This window comes from Rhizobium sp. BK008 (genome assembly GCF_014197345.1).
Classification (GTDB): domain Bacteria; phylum Pseudomonadota; class Alphaproteobacteria; order Rhizobiales; family Rhizobiaceae; genus Rhizobium; species Rhizobium anhuiense.
The window spans coordinates 1,375,200-1,387,406 of sequence record NZ_JACIFK010000001.1; the positions used below are offsets into that span (position 1 = coordinate 1,375,200).

Annotated in this window: 15 protein-coding genes; 9 read left to right on the top strand and 6 right to left on the bottom strand. The window is 61.3% G+C overall.

The genetic code is table 11. The features are described 5' to 3' along the window. Positions 1-201: 201 nt before the first annotated feature. Both FHT69_RS06655 and FHT69_RS06660 read right to left on the bottom strand, forming a co-directional pair. On the bottom strand, positions 202-813 hold the full coding sequence (locus FHT69_RS06655) for a PilZ domain-containing protein (protein WP_047615292.1): 612 nt from the start codon (positions 811-813) through the stop codon (positions 202-204). A gap of 123 nt (positions 814-936) precedes the next feature. Continuing rightward, positions 937-1,584 (bottom strand): PAS domain-containing protein, encoded by a 648-nt coding sequence (locus FHT69_RS06660; RefSeq protein WP_176707337.1) that lies wholly within the window; start codon positions 1,582-1,584, stop codon positions 937-939. A 263-nt stretch (positions 1,585-1,847) separates the two neighbouring features. On the opposite strand from FHT69_RS06660, the gene FHT69_RS06665 reads away from it, so the two are divergent. Both FHT69_RS06665 and FHT69_RS06670 read left to right on the top strand, forming a co-directional pair. Then, positions 1,848-2,639 carry a rhomboid family intramembrane serine protease gene (locus FHT69_RS06665; protein ID WP_097623416.1) on the top strand — a complete coding sequence of 264 codons (792 nt, stop codon included), beginning with the start codon at positions 1,848-1,850 and terminating at the stop codon, positions 2,637-2,639. Positions 2,640-2,730: 91 nt separating this feature from the next. Beyond that, positions 2,731-3,165 carry a CBS domain-containing protein gene (locus FHT69_RS06670; RefSeq protein WP_183845440.1) on the top strand — a complete coding sequence of 145 codons (435 nt, stop codon included), beginning with the start codon at positions 2,731-2,733 and terminating at the stop codon, positions 3,163-3,165. Positions 3,166-3,232: 67 nt separating this feature from the next. Here the strand turns inward: FHT69_RS06670 and FHT69_RS06675 are convergent, their stop codons facing one another. From FHT69_RS06675 to folE, 3 genes are all read right to left on the bottom strand, one after another. After that, positions 3,233-4,195: a patatin-like phospholipase family protein gene (locus tag FHT69_RS06675; protein ID WP_047615287.1), complete on the bottom strand. Its 963-nt coding sequence runs from the start codon at positions 4,193-4,195 to the stop codon at positions 3,233-3,235. Between the two features lie 117 nt (positions 4,196-4,312). Beyond that, positions 4,313-4,765, bottom strand: a complete 453-nt coding sequence (hisI, locus tag FHT69_RS06680) for a phosphoribosyl-AMP cyclohydrolase (RefSeq protein WP_097544332.1) — start codon at positions 4,763-4,765, stop codon at positions 4,313-4,315. 25 nt (positions 4,766-4,790) lie between these two features. Next, positions 4,791-5,405: a GTP cyclohydrolase I FolE gene (folE, locus tag FHT69_RS06685; RefSeq protein WP_047615284.1), complete on the bottom strand. Its 615-nt coding sequence runs from the start codon at positions 5,403-5,405 to the stop codon at positions 4,791-4,793. Positions 5,406-5,714: 309 nt separating this feature from the next. Here folE and FHT69_RS06690 point away from each other — a divergent pair, with 309 nt between their 5' ends. From FHT69_RS06690 to thrS, 5 genes are all read left to right on the top strand, one after another. After that, positions 5,715-6,161 (top strand): iron-sulfur cluster assembly scaffold protein, encoded by a 447-nt coding sequence (locus FHT69_RS06690; protein ID WP_097631241.1) that lies wholly within the window; start codon positions 5,715-5,717, stop codon positions 6,159-6,161. Positions 6,162-6,166: 5 nt separating this feature from the next. Further along, on the top strand, positions 6,167-6,571 hold the full coding sequence (gene yidD, locus FHT69_RS06695) for a membrane protein insertion efficiency factor YidD (protein WP_097631240.1): 405 nt from the start codon (positions 6,167-6,169) through the stop codon (positions 6,569-6,571). 5 nt (positions 6,572-6,576) lie between these two features. Then, complete coding sequence (locus tag FHT69_RS06700; protein ID WP_097631249.1) at positions 6,577-6,996, top strand: DUF2267 domain-containing protein; 420 nt, start codon at positions 6,577-6,579, stop codon at positions 6,994-6,996. Further along, complete coding sequence (locus tag FHT69_RS06705) at positions 6,993-7,520, top strand: DUF1697 domain-containing protein (protein ID WP_047615277.1); 528 nt, start codon at positions 6,993-6,995, stop codon at positions 7,518-7,520. Before FHT69_RS06700 ends, FHT69_RS06705 begins: the two co-directional genes overlap by 4 nt. 121 nt (positions 7,521-7,641) lie before the next feature. After that, the gene (thrS, locus tag FHT69_RS06710; protein ID WP_183845442.1) at positions 7,642-9,648 is read left to right on the top strand and encodes a threonine--tRNA ligase; all 2,007 of its coding nucleotides are present in this window, start codon (positions 7,642-7,644) and stop codon (positions 9,646-9,648) included. 142 nt (positions 9,649-9,790) lie between these two features. Here the strand turns inward: thrS and FHT69_RS06715 are convergent, their stop codons facing one another. Next, entirely contained in the window at positions 9,791-10,888 is a 1,098-nt protein-coding gene (locus tag FHT69_RS06715; RefSeq protein WP_063473940.1) for a hypothetical protein, read from the bottom strand. Positions 10,889-11,001: 113 nt separating this feature from the next. Between FHT69_RS06715 and FHT69_RS06720 the strand changes: the two genes are divergently transcribed. Continuing rightward, entirely contained in the window at positions 11,002-11,586 is a 585-nt protein-coding gene (locus FHT69_RS06720; protein WP_183845443.1) for a nitroreductase, read from the top strand. After that, entirely contained in the window at positions 11,586-12,203 is a 618-nt protein-coding gene (locus FHT69_RS06725; RefSeq protein ID WP_063473942.1) for a flavin reductase family protein, read from the top strand. The genes FHT69_RS06720 and FHT69_RS06725 overlap by 1 nt, the downstream gene beginning before the upstream one ends. Positions 12,204-12,207: the final 4 nt, after the last annotated feature.

Below are 12,207 nucleotides of genomic sequence, written 5' to 3' on the forward strand. Positions count from 1 at the left end.
AACGACTTGCGACAGGAATAGGCGCTTGCCTTCCAAAGCCGGATTTGTTGCCACTTGCAAAGCTCTTGCCATGAAGTGAAGGCTTTTCAACACGACCTGACCGGGTGCGCACCGGATCCGGCAATCGCGTTCGATGGAAGCCCGTCAAGAATTGCACCCGCCACAGAACCCTCGGCAGGGCAGCCTCATTTTCAGCCATTGTTACAGGAATTCGCGCAGCGTCTCGCGGGACTGGATCGACAGGAATTCGATCGCCACGCCTTCGACGAAATGACGCACAACGCGGCCACGCATGTTGCCGAGGCGCACCGCCGTCCCGATCGAGGGACGCATCTCGACGTCGACGGCAGCACCCGACAGCGAAAGGTCCATGATGCGGCAGGAATAACGCGTGCCGTCTTCGAGCGTCAGCTCGGTCTTCGTGTCGCGCGGCGTCAGGCGGTCGTGGCGGCGATCTTCCGGCAGGCCGAGTTCATGTTTGTTGGCGAGCCAGGTGAGCTGGGCCGCGAGCTTCTCGCGCTTCCGGTCGGTGGCGTTGATCGACATGGTGAAGCCGCGGCCATCGAGCGTCTGGACATAACCTTCGACGCGTCCGAGATGATCGATATACGCGACGACGCGTTCGTTGGCGCGCGGCCGCCCGGAGCAGGTGACATACATGTCGCCGGGCGACATGTCGATCACCATGCATTCGAACTCCTCGTAGTTCGCAAGCATCAGCCGACCCTGCATGTTGATGGGCACACGCTGAAAAACGCCCTGTTCAGGGCGCGGCGCAGGTCGTTGCGTCTGAGCTGGCTGGAACGAGTGCATCAAAGGGCTTCTTCATCAAATCTGAGAGTCCGATCATTACCCGCAATCCATTAACAGAAGGTTGTTCCGTCTCGTCCCGACATAGCCGAAAACGAGTATGCCCGATGTCCCGAAACGAAACCCTCAGCGCGCCTCCGCACTCATCAGCAGCTGCGACACCATGCGGCGCATGACCTGTCCGAAACGGGCGCTTCTGCCGGCGACAATCTCGTTGATGGGGCGCAGTTCGACGGGTGCTGCCTTGCCGAACTTTCCGGGCAGCAGACGGCTGCGGTCGAGCGCCAGGAATTCGAGCGGTACGATCTCCAGCCAGCTCGCAGCCGCAGTCGGGGCAATGGCGCCGAGCAACCGATCACAGGCGCCGTTCGGTGAGCGCAGCGGCATCATGATAATCTCGAAGGAGGCCTGATGGCCGACGGTGCTGTAGCCGGTGGCATTGAACAGGGCGGGCATGGCATGGTCCATGACGCCCATCGCCGTGCGTTCGATATCGGCGTGCTGGCCATGGGCCCAGAGCGATGAAAAACGTTCGCCGCGCAGATCATGGCCAAAGAGATCGCAGATGCGGGTGCCGGCGAGCCGGAAACCAATATCTCCGCCCTCGCGCGCCTCCAGGATGAAGAGACTTTGCAGCAGATGCGGGACGGCGGAGGGTTCGACCTCTGATTTCAGCGGCGCATCGGCAGTGCCGCGGATACGGTTCCAGTAGTCAAAAATTTCGATGGTCGTTTGCACACGCATTTCACACCAACCTGTCCCATTCCGGATCATTTTCGGGCACTCATTGCCCCTACAGGCTCTACCTTGCGGATTTCATGCCAAACCGCGGCGGTTAAGGTTAAGAAAGGGTTTCGGTTGAGGTGCTGCGCCAGTCGTGCCACTGTCCCGCATCGCTTCGACTTTCGAAGTTCAGCACAACCTGCCCGGGCCGAGGTCTTTTCCTCGAACTCCCGACACGCCGTCCGGCACTTCGGACGGCTTTTTTTTTGACAGTCGCTCCTGTATGGCTGTGGCCTCAACGAGGCGATACGCAGATGAATGAGCAGACGGCCGAGCCGAACGAGGCGCCCGAACCTTCCAAGGTCCAGCCGCCGGCACGGCCAGCGCGCGAACCGGTCTTCAACCTTCCGCCGGCACTGTTCTTCAGCCTTTGCCTGCTGGCCGCCATCTACGCGGTGCAGGAGCTCTTGCTCTCCGACGATGCGCTGAACTGGCTGTTCTTCACCTTCGGCTTCGTTCCCGCCCGCTATGTGATTCCGCTGTCGCAGCAGGGGCCGGAGCTGTTCTGGACGCCAGTCACCTATTCGCTGCTGCACGGCAGCGTTCAGCATATCGTCTTCAACGCGTTCTGGCTGATGGCCTTCGGCGCGCCGGTGGTGCGCCGTATCGGGACGCTGCGTTTCGTACTCTTCTGGCTCTTTTCCTCCGTCGCATCCGCTGCCCTGCACGCGGTCCTGAACTGGGGCGACGTGTCGCTTTTGATCGGCGCGTCAGGGGTAATCTCCGGGCTGATGGGCGCTGCCTGCCGATTCGCCTTTCCAGCCGAACGACGGCCGATGCTGCCGGCACATCTCAATGCCCGGCTTTCCATCTTCGAGGCGCTGAAGAGCCGCACCGTCATCATCTTCATGCTGCTCTGGCTTGTCGGCAACGCCCTGATCGCCGTCGGAATCCCGCTCGTCGGCGACAGCGATCAGGCGATTGCCTGGGACGCGCATATTGGCGGCTTCGTCTTCGGCTTCTTCCTGTTTTCGCTGTTCGACCGGGCGCCGCGCCCGCCTGTGATGGAACCTGCGGGCACCGAGAAGGATGTGTTGCAATCCTGAGCCGGGCAGTGCACGATTGCCTTATCCGCGCTGGGGGGAGAAACCGCCGCGGATGCCTGTGACAAGTGTTTCACGGACATAGGAGGTTCGAATGACCAGTTCAGTCAAAGCAATCCTCGACCTGAAGGGCAGGGACGTCGTCACTGCCGGGCCGAACACCACCGTCGCCGAGGCGGCGGCCATCCTCAGCAAGAAGAAGATCGGCGCGATCGTCGTCGTCGGCATGGAAAACCGGATTTCGGGCATGTTCACCGAGCGCGATCTCGTGCATGCGATCGCCAAGCACGGCAAGGAAGGCCTCGATCACTCGCTCGCCCAGGTCATGACCGCAAAGGTCTACCGCTGCCATGAAGAGACGACCGTCAACGAGCTGATGGAGCTGATGACCAGCCGCCGTTTCCGTCACGTGCCGGTGGAAAGCAGCGGCAAGCTTGCCGGCATCATCTCTATCGGCGACGTGGTGAAATCGCGCATCGCCGAAGTCGAGCGTGAGGCCGAGGAAATCAAGGCCTATATCGCCGGCTGAGGTTTTTGCCGGCCGTGCCTGATTGATGTCGCCGTTCCAAACGCCACACGCTTTCGGACGGCATGCATCAGGGCTGGCTAGCGTAGACTTCCTGCATGCGCTTGATCTCGGGGAGCCGGGCTCTGGCTTCCTCGTAGCCGCGTTCGATCGCCTCACCGGCCCGGTGGAATTCGGAAAGGCCGATATAGCTGAGGCGCGGCTGCAGCGAAATATCCGGCGGGTCGCCGGCGAGACGGGCGCGGGCGATCCTATCCTGGATGATGTTGAAGGCCTGCACCATGACGCCGGTCATGCCGAGGCGCGCATAGGGCGCCTCTTCCTGCTTCTGCACTTCCTGCGGCGAGAGGCTGGCATTGTGCCGGACGACGGCCGAGCGGCCGTACAGGTCGTAGTTGAGATTGACGGCGACGACGAGCGGCTGCTCGTAGGCACGGCAGACGGAGACGGGGACGGGATTGACCAGCGCCCCGTCGACCAGCGTGCGGTGATTGCTGCGCACCGGCTCGAAGATGCCGGGCAGGGCATAGGAGGCGCGCAGCGCTGTAATCAGCGACCCATTGGCAATCCAGACCTCATGGCCGGTATTGACCTCGGCCGCGACCGCGACGAAGGGCCGATCGAGATCCTCGACGTTCAGGCCTTCGAGATGTTCCTGCATGCGCTTGGTCAGCCGCATGCCGCCGAAAAGGCCGCTGCCGCCGATGGTGAGATCGAGGAGACTTGCAATCCGGCGCATGGTCAGCGAGCGCGCGAAACTTTCGAGTTCATCGAGTTTGCCGGCGAGATAGCAGCCGCCAACCAGCGCGCCGATCGAGGTGCCGGCAATCATACCGATTTCGACCTTTGCCTCGTCGAGCGCGCGCAGCACGCCGATATGGGCCCAGCCGCGGGCCGCGCCGCCGCCGAGCGCCAAGGCGATCTTGATTTTCTTGACAGGCGCGGGAGGCGGGATCGTCTCCAGCGTCGTGGACATTCCGGAACCAGGACCTTCGCCTTCAGAGCTTTGACGATGCAGACTCCAGCTCAGCATGGCGCTCTCCCCTCCCAGCAGAACACTTGGTTTCCGATAGTGTGCCCGATCAGTTTCCAAATGGTATATAGAAGCGGTTTCTGGCGCAATAAGGAGCAAATGCCGGAGAAATTCGGGCTATTTTCCGTAGACATCGTGTGGATCGAAATGAATCTCGTCGTCGACGATATCCAGCATCGGCTTTCCGTCTCGAAGCGTGATCGTGCGGTAGAAGCAGGAGCGGCGGCCGGTGTGACAGGTGGCGTCGTGGCCGGCGACCTCGACCTTCAGCCAGATGGCGTCCTGATCGCAATCGGTGCGTATTTCCTTCACCGTCTGCAGATTGCCCGAGGTCTCGCCCTTCTTCCAGATCTTGCCGCGCGAACGGCTGAAATAATGGGCCGTGCCGCTCTGGATGGTCAGAGCCAGCGCGTGGGCATTCATATGCGCCACCATCAGCAGTTCGCCGTCCCTGGCGTCGGTGACGATCGCGGTGATCAGGCCGCGGTCGTCGAAACGCGGCGTGAAATCGCCGGCGTCTTCCAACGCCGACTTGTCCCCGGATGGTTGATTGAAGATCAGTTGACTCATCGCGGCCCTCCTGAGGGAGCCGGTATCAGCGGCTCCGCACCATGGTCATGAAACGGGCCTGATCGGCCGGCTCGGTCTTGAACGTTCCCGTAAACGTGGTCGTCAACGTGGTCGAGCCCTGCTTCTGAACGCCGCGCATCGCCATGCACATATGTTCGGCCTCGATCATCACGGCAACACCGCGCGGATTCAGCGTATCGTCGATGGCCCTGGCGATCTGCGCGGTCATCGTTTCCTGCGTCTGCAGGCGGCGGCCATAGATTTCGACGACACGGGCAATCTTCGACAGACCGAGCACACGCCCGTCCGGCATATAGGCGACATGGGCCTTGCCAATGATCGGCACCATGTGGTGTTCGCAGTGCGAGAAGAAGGGAATGTCCTTGACGAGGACCATGTCATCGTAACCGGCGACCTCCTCGAAGGTACGGCCGAGCACGTCTTCCGCCGCCATGTCGTAACCGGAAAAAAGCTCGCGATACGACTTGACGACGCGGGCCGGCGTTTCGAGCAGGCCTTCGCGCGTCGGGTCGTCACCGGCCCAGCGCAGCAGAACGCGAACGGCTTCCTCGGCCTCCTGCTGGGAAGGGCGATCGGAGTCCCGGTTCGTCTGCGGAAAGTTCTTTACGATGGCGTCCATGAACAATGGTCTCCTGGCCCGCACCGCGGGCCCATCTGTCGGAATCGCCACTGGTCAATCCCATGCGGGAATTCATGCACCTTTGGCAGGCTCCGGGGCTTTCGGGGCAGATTCAACGCCCGTCCGGCACGGTTTCCCAATCAAACTTACAAGAGGCCATTGCATTTTCATGGCCTTCGAACGACATACATATAGGAAGACGGCCATTATATGTAAGTATCCTCGGACGACACGGTGTGTTTTTTGTTTCAATAACAATAACACCCGCAAAGAGGCCGATCCGCAGCGATTTTGGAGCGGAAATCCAGCATGGATGACATCTACAACAGCAAGATTCTCGAATTCGCAGGCAATATTCCGTTGACCGGCACGTTGGCGGATGCCGATGCGACCGCCCAGGCCCATTCCAAGCTCTGCGGCTCGAAGGTGCGGATCTGGCTGAAGATGGATGGCGATACCGTGAGCGGTTTTGCCCATGACGTAAAGGCCTGCGCACTCGGCCAGGCCTCGTCCTCGATCATGGCCCGCCACGTGGTCGGCGCGACATCGGGCGAACTGCGCCAGGCACGCCTGGACATGCTTGCCATGCTGAAGGCCGATGGAGCGGGGCCGCAGGGACGGTTCGAAGACATGCGTTATCTTCTGCCGGTGCGTGACTACAAGGCTCGCCATGCTTCGACGATGCTGACCTTCGATGCCGTTGTCGATGCGATCGGGCAGATCGAGGCGAAACGGGCGGAAGTTGTCGAGGCGTAGCTGACATGTGCGAGTTCTGCGTCCGGCAGGCTGATGATGAGGACGACGGCGGTGCCGCCGGATCAGGCAAGTCGCGTGAAAAGGCCGCAGGCTCCTCCCGCAACTATACCGGCCCGTTCCGCAAGACCCCCGACCGCTTGCTCGGCATGGGGCTTATCCGCCTCTATCAGCTGACGCTTTCCGGCTTTGTCGGCAATTCCTGTCGCCACATCCCGACCTGCTCCGAATATGGCTATGAGTCGATCGCCCGCCATGGCCTGTGGGCTGGCGGCTGGATGACGCTGTTTCGCGTCGGCCGCTGCGGCCCGGGCGGCACCAGCGGCCTAGACCAGGTGCCGGAGAGGCTCGGCGACCGCTTCCGCTGGTGGACCCCCTGGCGTTATCTCGCTCTCGGACGCAAGAGAGGGTGAGCGCCATGACGATGCCCGGTGAATACAGGCGTGCATCGGAGGATTTCGACAGCTATCTCGATGATGTGAGAGCCGATGCGCTGATCGACAGCCGCAATGTGGTCTACACGATGACCCAAGGGGTCTTTCAGACATTCCGCTGCCGCCTCGATGTCGCAGACGCACTGCGGTTCGCCGATGTGCTGCCGCCGGTGCTGCGCGCAATCTTCGTCTCCGACTGGAACCCGCATGACGCCAAACGGTCCTTTGATGATCGTGCCGCGATGACGCGCGAGGCGCAGTCACTGCGCGGTGACCATAATTTTGCCCCCGACACTGCCATCCGAGACGTGGCAATGGCTGTGCGAAAACATGTCGAAGTCGCCGCATTCGACAGAGTGCTGAAGACATTGCCCGACGGCGCAGAGGAGTTCTGGCGGCCATGAGCACCTTCATCGCCCTCCTGCACAGCATTGTCCTGACGCCAGATCGCCGCGTTATCATGCAGGATTTGCGCGCACTTGCCGAAGAGCTCGGCTATCGCGAGCCGCGCACGCTGGTTTCCACTGGCAATCTCGTCTTCGAGGCCGACGATATGCGGCCGCACGAACTTGAAGTCGCCCTCGAAGAGGGTTTTGAAGAAAAGTTCGGCAAGCATGTTGATATCATCGTGCGCAGCGACTGCACCTGGATGGCGCTTTGCAGCACCAATCCTTTCAAAGACGGTAATGGTGACCAGGTCATCGTTCGGGTAATGCGCCTGCCGGTCGACCCGAAGAAGGTGGAAGCGCTGAAACCGCTGCTGACCGAGGGACAACGCATCGCCGTCGTCGGCGGCGATCTCTGGATCGATTTCGCCGGCAAGCCGAGCCAATCCAAGCTGCTTTCGGCGCTGACGACCAAGCGGCTCGGCGTCGGTACGATGCGCAACTGGAACACGGTGTGCGGCCTGACTGAAATGATCATCTAGGCCGGCTTCTTCTTTACTCACGTAGGAAATCTGAGTATCAGGCGGCAGCGTATCCGAGGACGGAGGCGCTGCCGTTGCAACCACCCGCATTCGTTGGCGGGACTGGACAAGGAGAATTTCGATGTCCCAAGCTATTTCCCTGACATTTCCCGATGGTTCCGTGCGCAGCTTCGATGCTGGCGCAACCGGCCGGGATGTCGCTGAATCCATTTCCAAATCGCTCGCCAAGAAGGCGGTCGCCATCGCAATCGACGGTACCGTGCGCGACCTTTCCGATTCCGTCACGACGGGCAGGATCGAGATCATCACCCGCAACGACGACCGCGCGCTGGAGCTCATCCGCCACGACGCGGCGCACGTCATGGCCGAAGCGGTGCAGGAGCTCTGGCCCGGCACCCAGGTGACGATCGGCCCGGTCATCGAAAACGGCTTCTATTACGACTTCGCCAAGAACGAGCCCTTCACGCCCGACGATCTGCCGAAGATCGAAAAGAAGATGAAGGAGATCATCGCCCGCAACGCCGCCTTCACCAAGCAGGTCTGGTCGCGCGAGAAGGCCAAACAGGTCTTCGCCGACAAGGGCGAGCAGTACAAGGTCGAGCTCGTCGACGCGATTCCGGCAGGACAGGATCTCAAGATCTATTACCAGGGCGACTGGTTCGACCTCTGCCGTGGCCCGCATATGGCCTCGACCGGCCAGATTGGCAACGCCTTCAAGCTCTTGAAGGTGGCCGGCGCCTATTGGCGCGGCGACAGCAACAATCCGATGCTGAGCCGCATCTACGGCACGGCTTTCGCCGAGCAGTCGGAACTCGACAACTACCTGCATATGCTTGCCGAAGCCGAAAAGCGCGACCACCGCAAGCTCGGCCGGGAAATGGACCTGTTCCATTTCCAGGAGGAAGGCCCGGGTGTCGTATTCTGGCACGGCAAGGGCTGGCGCATTTTCCAGTCGCTGGTCTCCTATATGCGTCGCCGGCTTGCCGTCGATTATGAAGAAGTCAACGCACCACAGGTGCTCGACACAGCGCTCTGGGAAACCTCGGGGCACTGGGGCTGGTATCAGGAAAACATGTTCGCTGTGAAATCGGCGCATGCAATGACGCATCCCGAAGACAAGGAGGCGGATAACCGCGTCTTTGCGCTAAAGCCGATGAACTGCCCCGGCCATGTGCAGATCTTCAAGCATGGCTTGAAGTCCTATCGCGAATTGCCGATCCGTCTCGCCGAATTCGGCCTGGTGCACCGCTACGAGCCTTCGGGCGCGCTGCATGGGCTGATGCGCGTGCGTGGCTTTACGCAGGACGACGCGCACATCTTCTGCACCGACGAGCAGATGGCTGCCGAATGCCTTAAGATCAACGACCTGATCCTGTCGGTCTATGAAGACTTCGGTTTCAAGGAAATTGTCGTCAAGCTTTCTACCCGTCCGGAAAAGCGTGTCGGCTCCGACGCGCTCTGGGATCGTGCGGAAGCCGTCATGACCGATGTGCTGAAGACGATCGAGGCTCAGTCCGAAGGTCGCATCAAGACCGGCATCCTGCCGGGCGAGGGCGCTTTCTATGGGCCGAAGTTCGAATATACGCTGAAGGACGCGATTGGCCGTGAATGGCAGTGCGGCACGACACAGGTCGATTTCAACCTGCCGGAACGCTTCGGGGCCTTCTACATCGACAGCAATTCCGAAAAGACGCAGCCGGTGATGATCCATCGCGCCATCTGCGGCTCGATGGAACGCTTCCTCGGCATCCTGATCGAGAACTTCGCCGGCCATCTGCCGCTCTGGGTATCGCCGCTGCAGGTGGTGGTGGCAACGATCACTTCGGAAGCCGATGCCTATGGCCTCGAAGTGGCCGAGGCGTTGCGCGATGCCGGTCTCAACGTCGAGACCGATTTCCGCAACGAGAAGATCAATTACAAGATCCGCGAGCATTCGGTCACCAAGGTCCCTGTCATCATCGTCTGCGGCAGGAAGGAGGCCGAGGAGCGCACGGTCAACATCCGCCGCCTCGGCAGCCAGGATCAGGTTTCGATGGGGCTCGATGCCGCTGTCGAGAGCCTTACTCTTGAGGCAACGCCGCCCGACATTCGTCGCAAGGCCGAAGCACGGAAAGCCAAGGCGGCCTGAAAATAGCGAGTTACGACAGCGCCGGGCCCTGGCCCGGCGCTGTCGGAAATCTGATATAAAGCCGCACTCTGTCGATGACGCTGCCCGCCGAAGCGCGGCCTTGCCCAAAGGTCTCGGTTGGGCCAAGCCGATCGAGGTTAAATCAATCGAGGCTGGTGTCGTCGCCGCCTTGTGGCGCGAGTTGCTCGTAGGAGGGCAGCGGAGCGACCGGAGCCGGCTGGACGCCCGGCGGTGGCGGTGTGCCAACCGGCACCTGTTGCACTGTGCGAGCCGCGCTCGCCGGCGGCTGCGGCTGCTGGTCCTTCATCAGAACCTCGACATCGGTATTCCTGCCGGCGACGACGGTGAAATCGCGCTGGTAGATCTTGTCCTTGTTGCGGGCGACGGCGGAATAGCCACCTTCGGCGAGAACCATGGTCGGGAAGGCGCTGACGCTTTCGCCGACGCTGTCGCCGGCGGCCGTCAGGATCGACCAGGCCGTATCGGCGATTGCCTCACCGCCGGCATCGGAGACAAGCTTGAAGGTGACCTGCGCGGCGCGATGCTGGATCGTCGCCTCGGTCAGCTTGCCGGCCTCCACCTGGATGTCGGCGCGGATCACGGCGTTGACGTTGCCGTACTCGGAAACGATGTGATAAGTGCCGGCATTGAGGCGGACGATGGTATTCGGCGAGACATCGGCAACGACGAGGCCACGCTCGCCATCGTCGCGCACTTCCGAGGAATAGATCGAGAAGCTCAACTGGTCGGGGCGGATGCGGGCATCGGTGCCGGAGACGGCATTGAGCAGCAGGCCGCCGGCATCGAGCACCATCACCTGCTTGTCGACATCGCCTTCAGCCGGAACGGTCAGCTTCTTGGTGACGCCGGCGCGGCCAAAGGAAACGTTGACGAAATAATCGCCGGGGGCGAGCTGAAAGGCGGCGGGTCCGCCCTTGGCGCTGGCGATCAGCGGCAGTTTGCCGTCGGCTCCGGCGATCGGGCTGAAGACGTACCAGGAGAGGCCTTCCTCCACCGGCGTGCCGTCCGCCGTCAGCTTGGCCTCCATCGGGACGTCACGCAGTTTGACCCCTTCAGGCGCATTGCCAGGCGCGATGAAAGCATCGAGCTTCGGCATCTTCGGCGTCGATTCAAGCTGTTTGAATTCCTTGAAGGCATCCTGAGCGCCGGCGCCCAAGGGCGTCAGTATCATCAGGGCAATGGCAAGGCCGATGCGTGCAAAAGGCGAAATGCCAAACATCTGTTTCGTGAACCGATTGACTTCTGAAATCGCAAAGGCCACTTCAAGACCAACGCGATGGCAAATTCAAGACCCACCCTTCGCAGCAGCATTAAAATGAGAGTTTCTCCCGCATGAAATCCGATATCAAGCTGATTGATTACCTCGCCGTGCGCCGCTCCATCCCCGCTTTCCAGATGTGTGAACCAGGCCCTGAGAAGGCCGAAATCGAGGAGATCCTGCGGCTTGCCTCGCGGGTTCCCGATCATGGCAAGATCGCGCCCTGGCGCTTCATCGTCTATCTCGGAGAGCAGCGCGCCCGTCTCGGTGAGGAGCTTCTGACCTTGGCGCTCAAGGCAAAGCCCGACCTTTCCGAAGAGATGATCCAGGTCGAGCGCACCCGTTTCACCCGCGCGCCCGTGGTCGTCGCCGTCGTCAGCAAGGCGGGGCCGCATATCAAGATCCCGGAATGGGAGCAGTTGATGTCGGCCGGTGCGCTTTGCCTCAACGTCATCCTCGCCGCCAATGCCAGTGGTTATGTCGCCAATTGGCTGACGGAGTGGTTCGCCTATGACCAGCGCGCTTATCCGCTGCTCGGCGTCGGTCCGGATGAAAAGGTGGCGGGCTTCATCCATATCGGCTCGACCACATTTCCAGCCATCGAGCGGCCGCGGCCGGAGCTTGCCGATACCGTAACCTGGGTCGGTGGAGAAGACTGATGTTCTACGCCACCGACGGGAACCGGCACGGGCTCGCGCATGATCCGTTCAAGGCGATCGTGTCGCCGCGTCCGATCGGCTGGATCGGCAGCAAGGGCAGGGACGGTTCGATCAATCTCGCGCCCTATTCCTTCTTCAATGCCGTTGCCGACCGGCCGAAGCTGGTGATGTTTTCTTCCGCCGGGCGTAAACACAGCCAGCGCAATGCCGCCGAGACCGGCGTCTTCACCTGCAATTTCGTCAGCCGCGATCTTGCCGAGAAGATGAACCTCTCCTCGGCGGCACTGCCCTACGGCAACAGTGAATTCGACTTCGCCGGTCTGACGCCGAAGCAGGCCGAACTGATCGATGCGCCCTATGTCGGCGAGGCCTTCGCGGTGCTCGAATGCAGGGTTACCGAGATCATCGAGCCGAAGACGCTGTCGGGTGAACCGTCCGAAAACGTCCTCGTCTTCGGCGAAGTGGTCGGCATCCGCATCGACGAGGCGATCGTCAGGGACGGCCGCCTCGACATGTCGATCGCCCGCCCTGTCGCCCGCATGGGCTATATGGATTACAGCGAGGGCAGCGATGTTTTCGAGATGGTCCGGCCGCAATTGCCGCCGATTGGTGGCTAATCAA

Coding starts and splice junctions, on each gene's coding strand:
- hisI (WP_097544332.1), bottom strand. CDS start 4,765: ATGAGTCAACTGATCTTCAATCAACCATCCGGGGACAAGTCGGCGTTG.
- FHT69_RS06690 (WP_097631241.1), top strand. CDS start 5,715: ATGGATGACATCTACAACAGCAAGATTCTCGAATTCGCAGGCAATATT.
- thrS (WP_183845442.1), top strand. CDS start 7,642: ATGTCCCAAGCTATTTCCCTGACATTTCCCGATGGTTCCGTGCGCAGC.
- FHT69_RS06715 (WP_063473940.1), bottom strand. CDS start 10,888: ATGTTTGGCATTTCGCCTTTTGCACGCATCGGCCTTGCCATTGCCCTG.
- FHT69_RS06700 (WP_097631249.1), top strand. CDS start 6,577: ATGACGATGCCCGGTGAATACAGGCGTGCATCGGAGGATTTCGACAGC.
- yidD (WP_097631240.1), top strand. CDS start 6,167: ATGTGCGAGTTCTGCGTCCGGCAGGCTGATGATGAGGACGACGGCGGT.
- folE (WP_047615284.1), bottom strand. CDS start 5,405: ATGGACGCCATCGTAAAGAACTTTCCGCAGACGAACCGGGACTCCGAT.
- FHT69_RS06725 (WP_063473942.1), top strand. CDS start 11,586: ATGTTCTACGCCACCGACGGGAACCGGCACGGGCTCGCGCATGATCCG.
- FHT69_RS06705 (WP_047615277.1), top strand. CDS start 6,993: ATGAGCACCTTCATCGCCCTCCTGCACAGCATTGTCCTGACGCCAGAT.
- FHT69_RS06660 (WP_176707337.1), bottom strand. CDS start 1,584: ATGATCCGGAATGGGACAGGTTGGTGTGAAATGCGTGTGCAAACGACC.
- FHT69_RS06675 (WP_047615287.1), bottom strand. CDS start 4,195: ATGCTGAGCTGGAGTCTGCATCGTCAAAGCTCTGAAGGCGAAGGTCCT.
- FHT69_RS06665 (WP_097623416.1), top strand. CDS start 1,848: ATGAATGAGCAGACGGCCGAGCCGAACGAGGCGCCCGAACCTTCCAAG.
- FHT69_RS06720 (WP_183845443.1), top strand. CDS start 11,002: ATGAAATCCGATATCAAGCTGATTGATTACCTCGCCGTGCGCCGCTCC.
- FHT69_RS06670 (WP_183845440.1), top strand. CDS start 2,731: ATGACCAGTTCAGTCAAAGCAATCCTCGACCTGAAGGGCAGGGACGTC.
- FHT69_RS06655 (WP_047615292.1), bottom strand. CDS start 813: ATGCACTCGTTCCAGCCAGCTCAGACGCAACGACCTGCGCCGCGCCCT.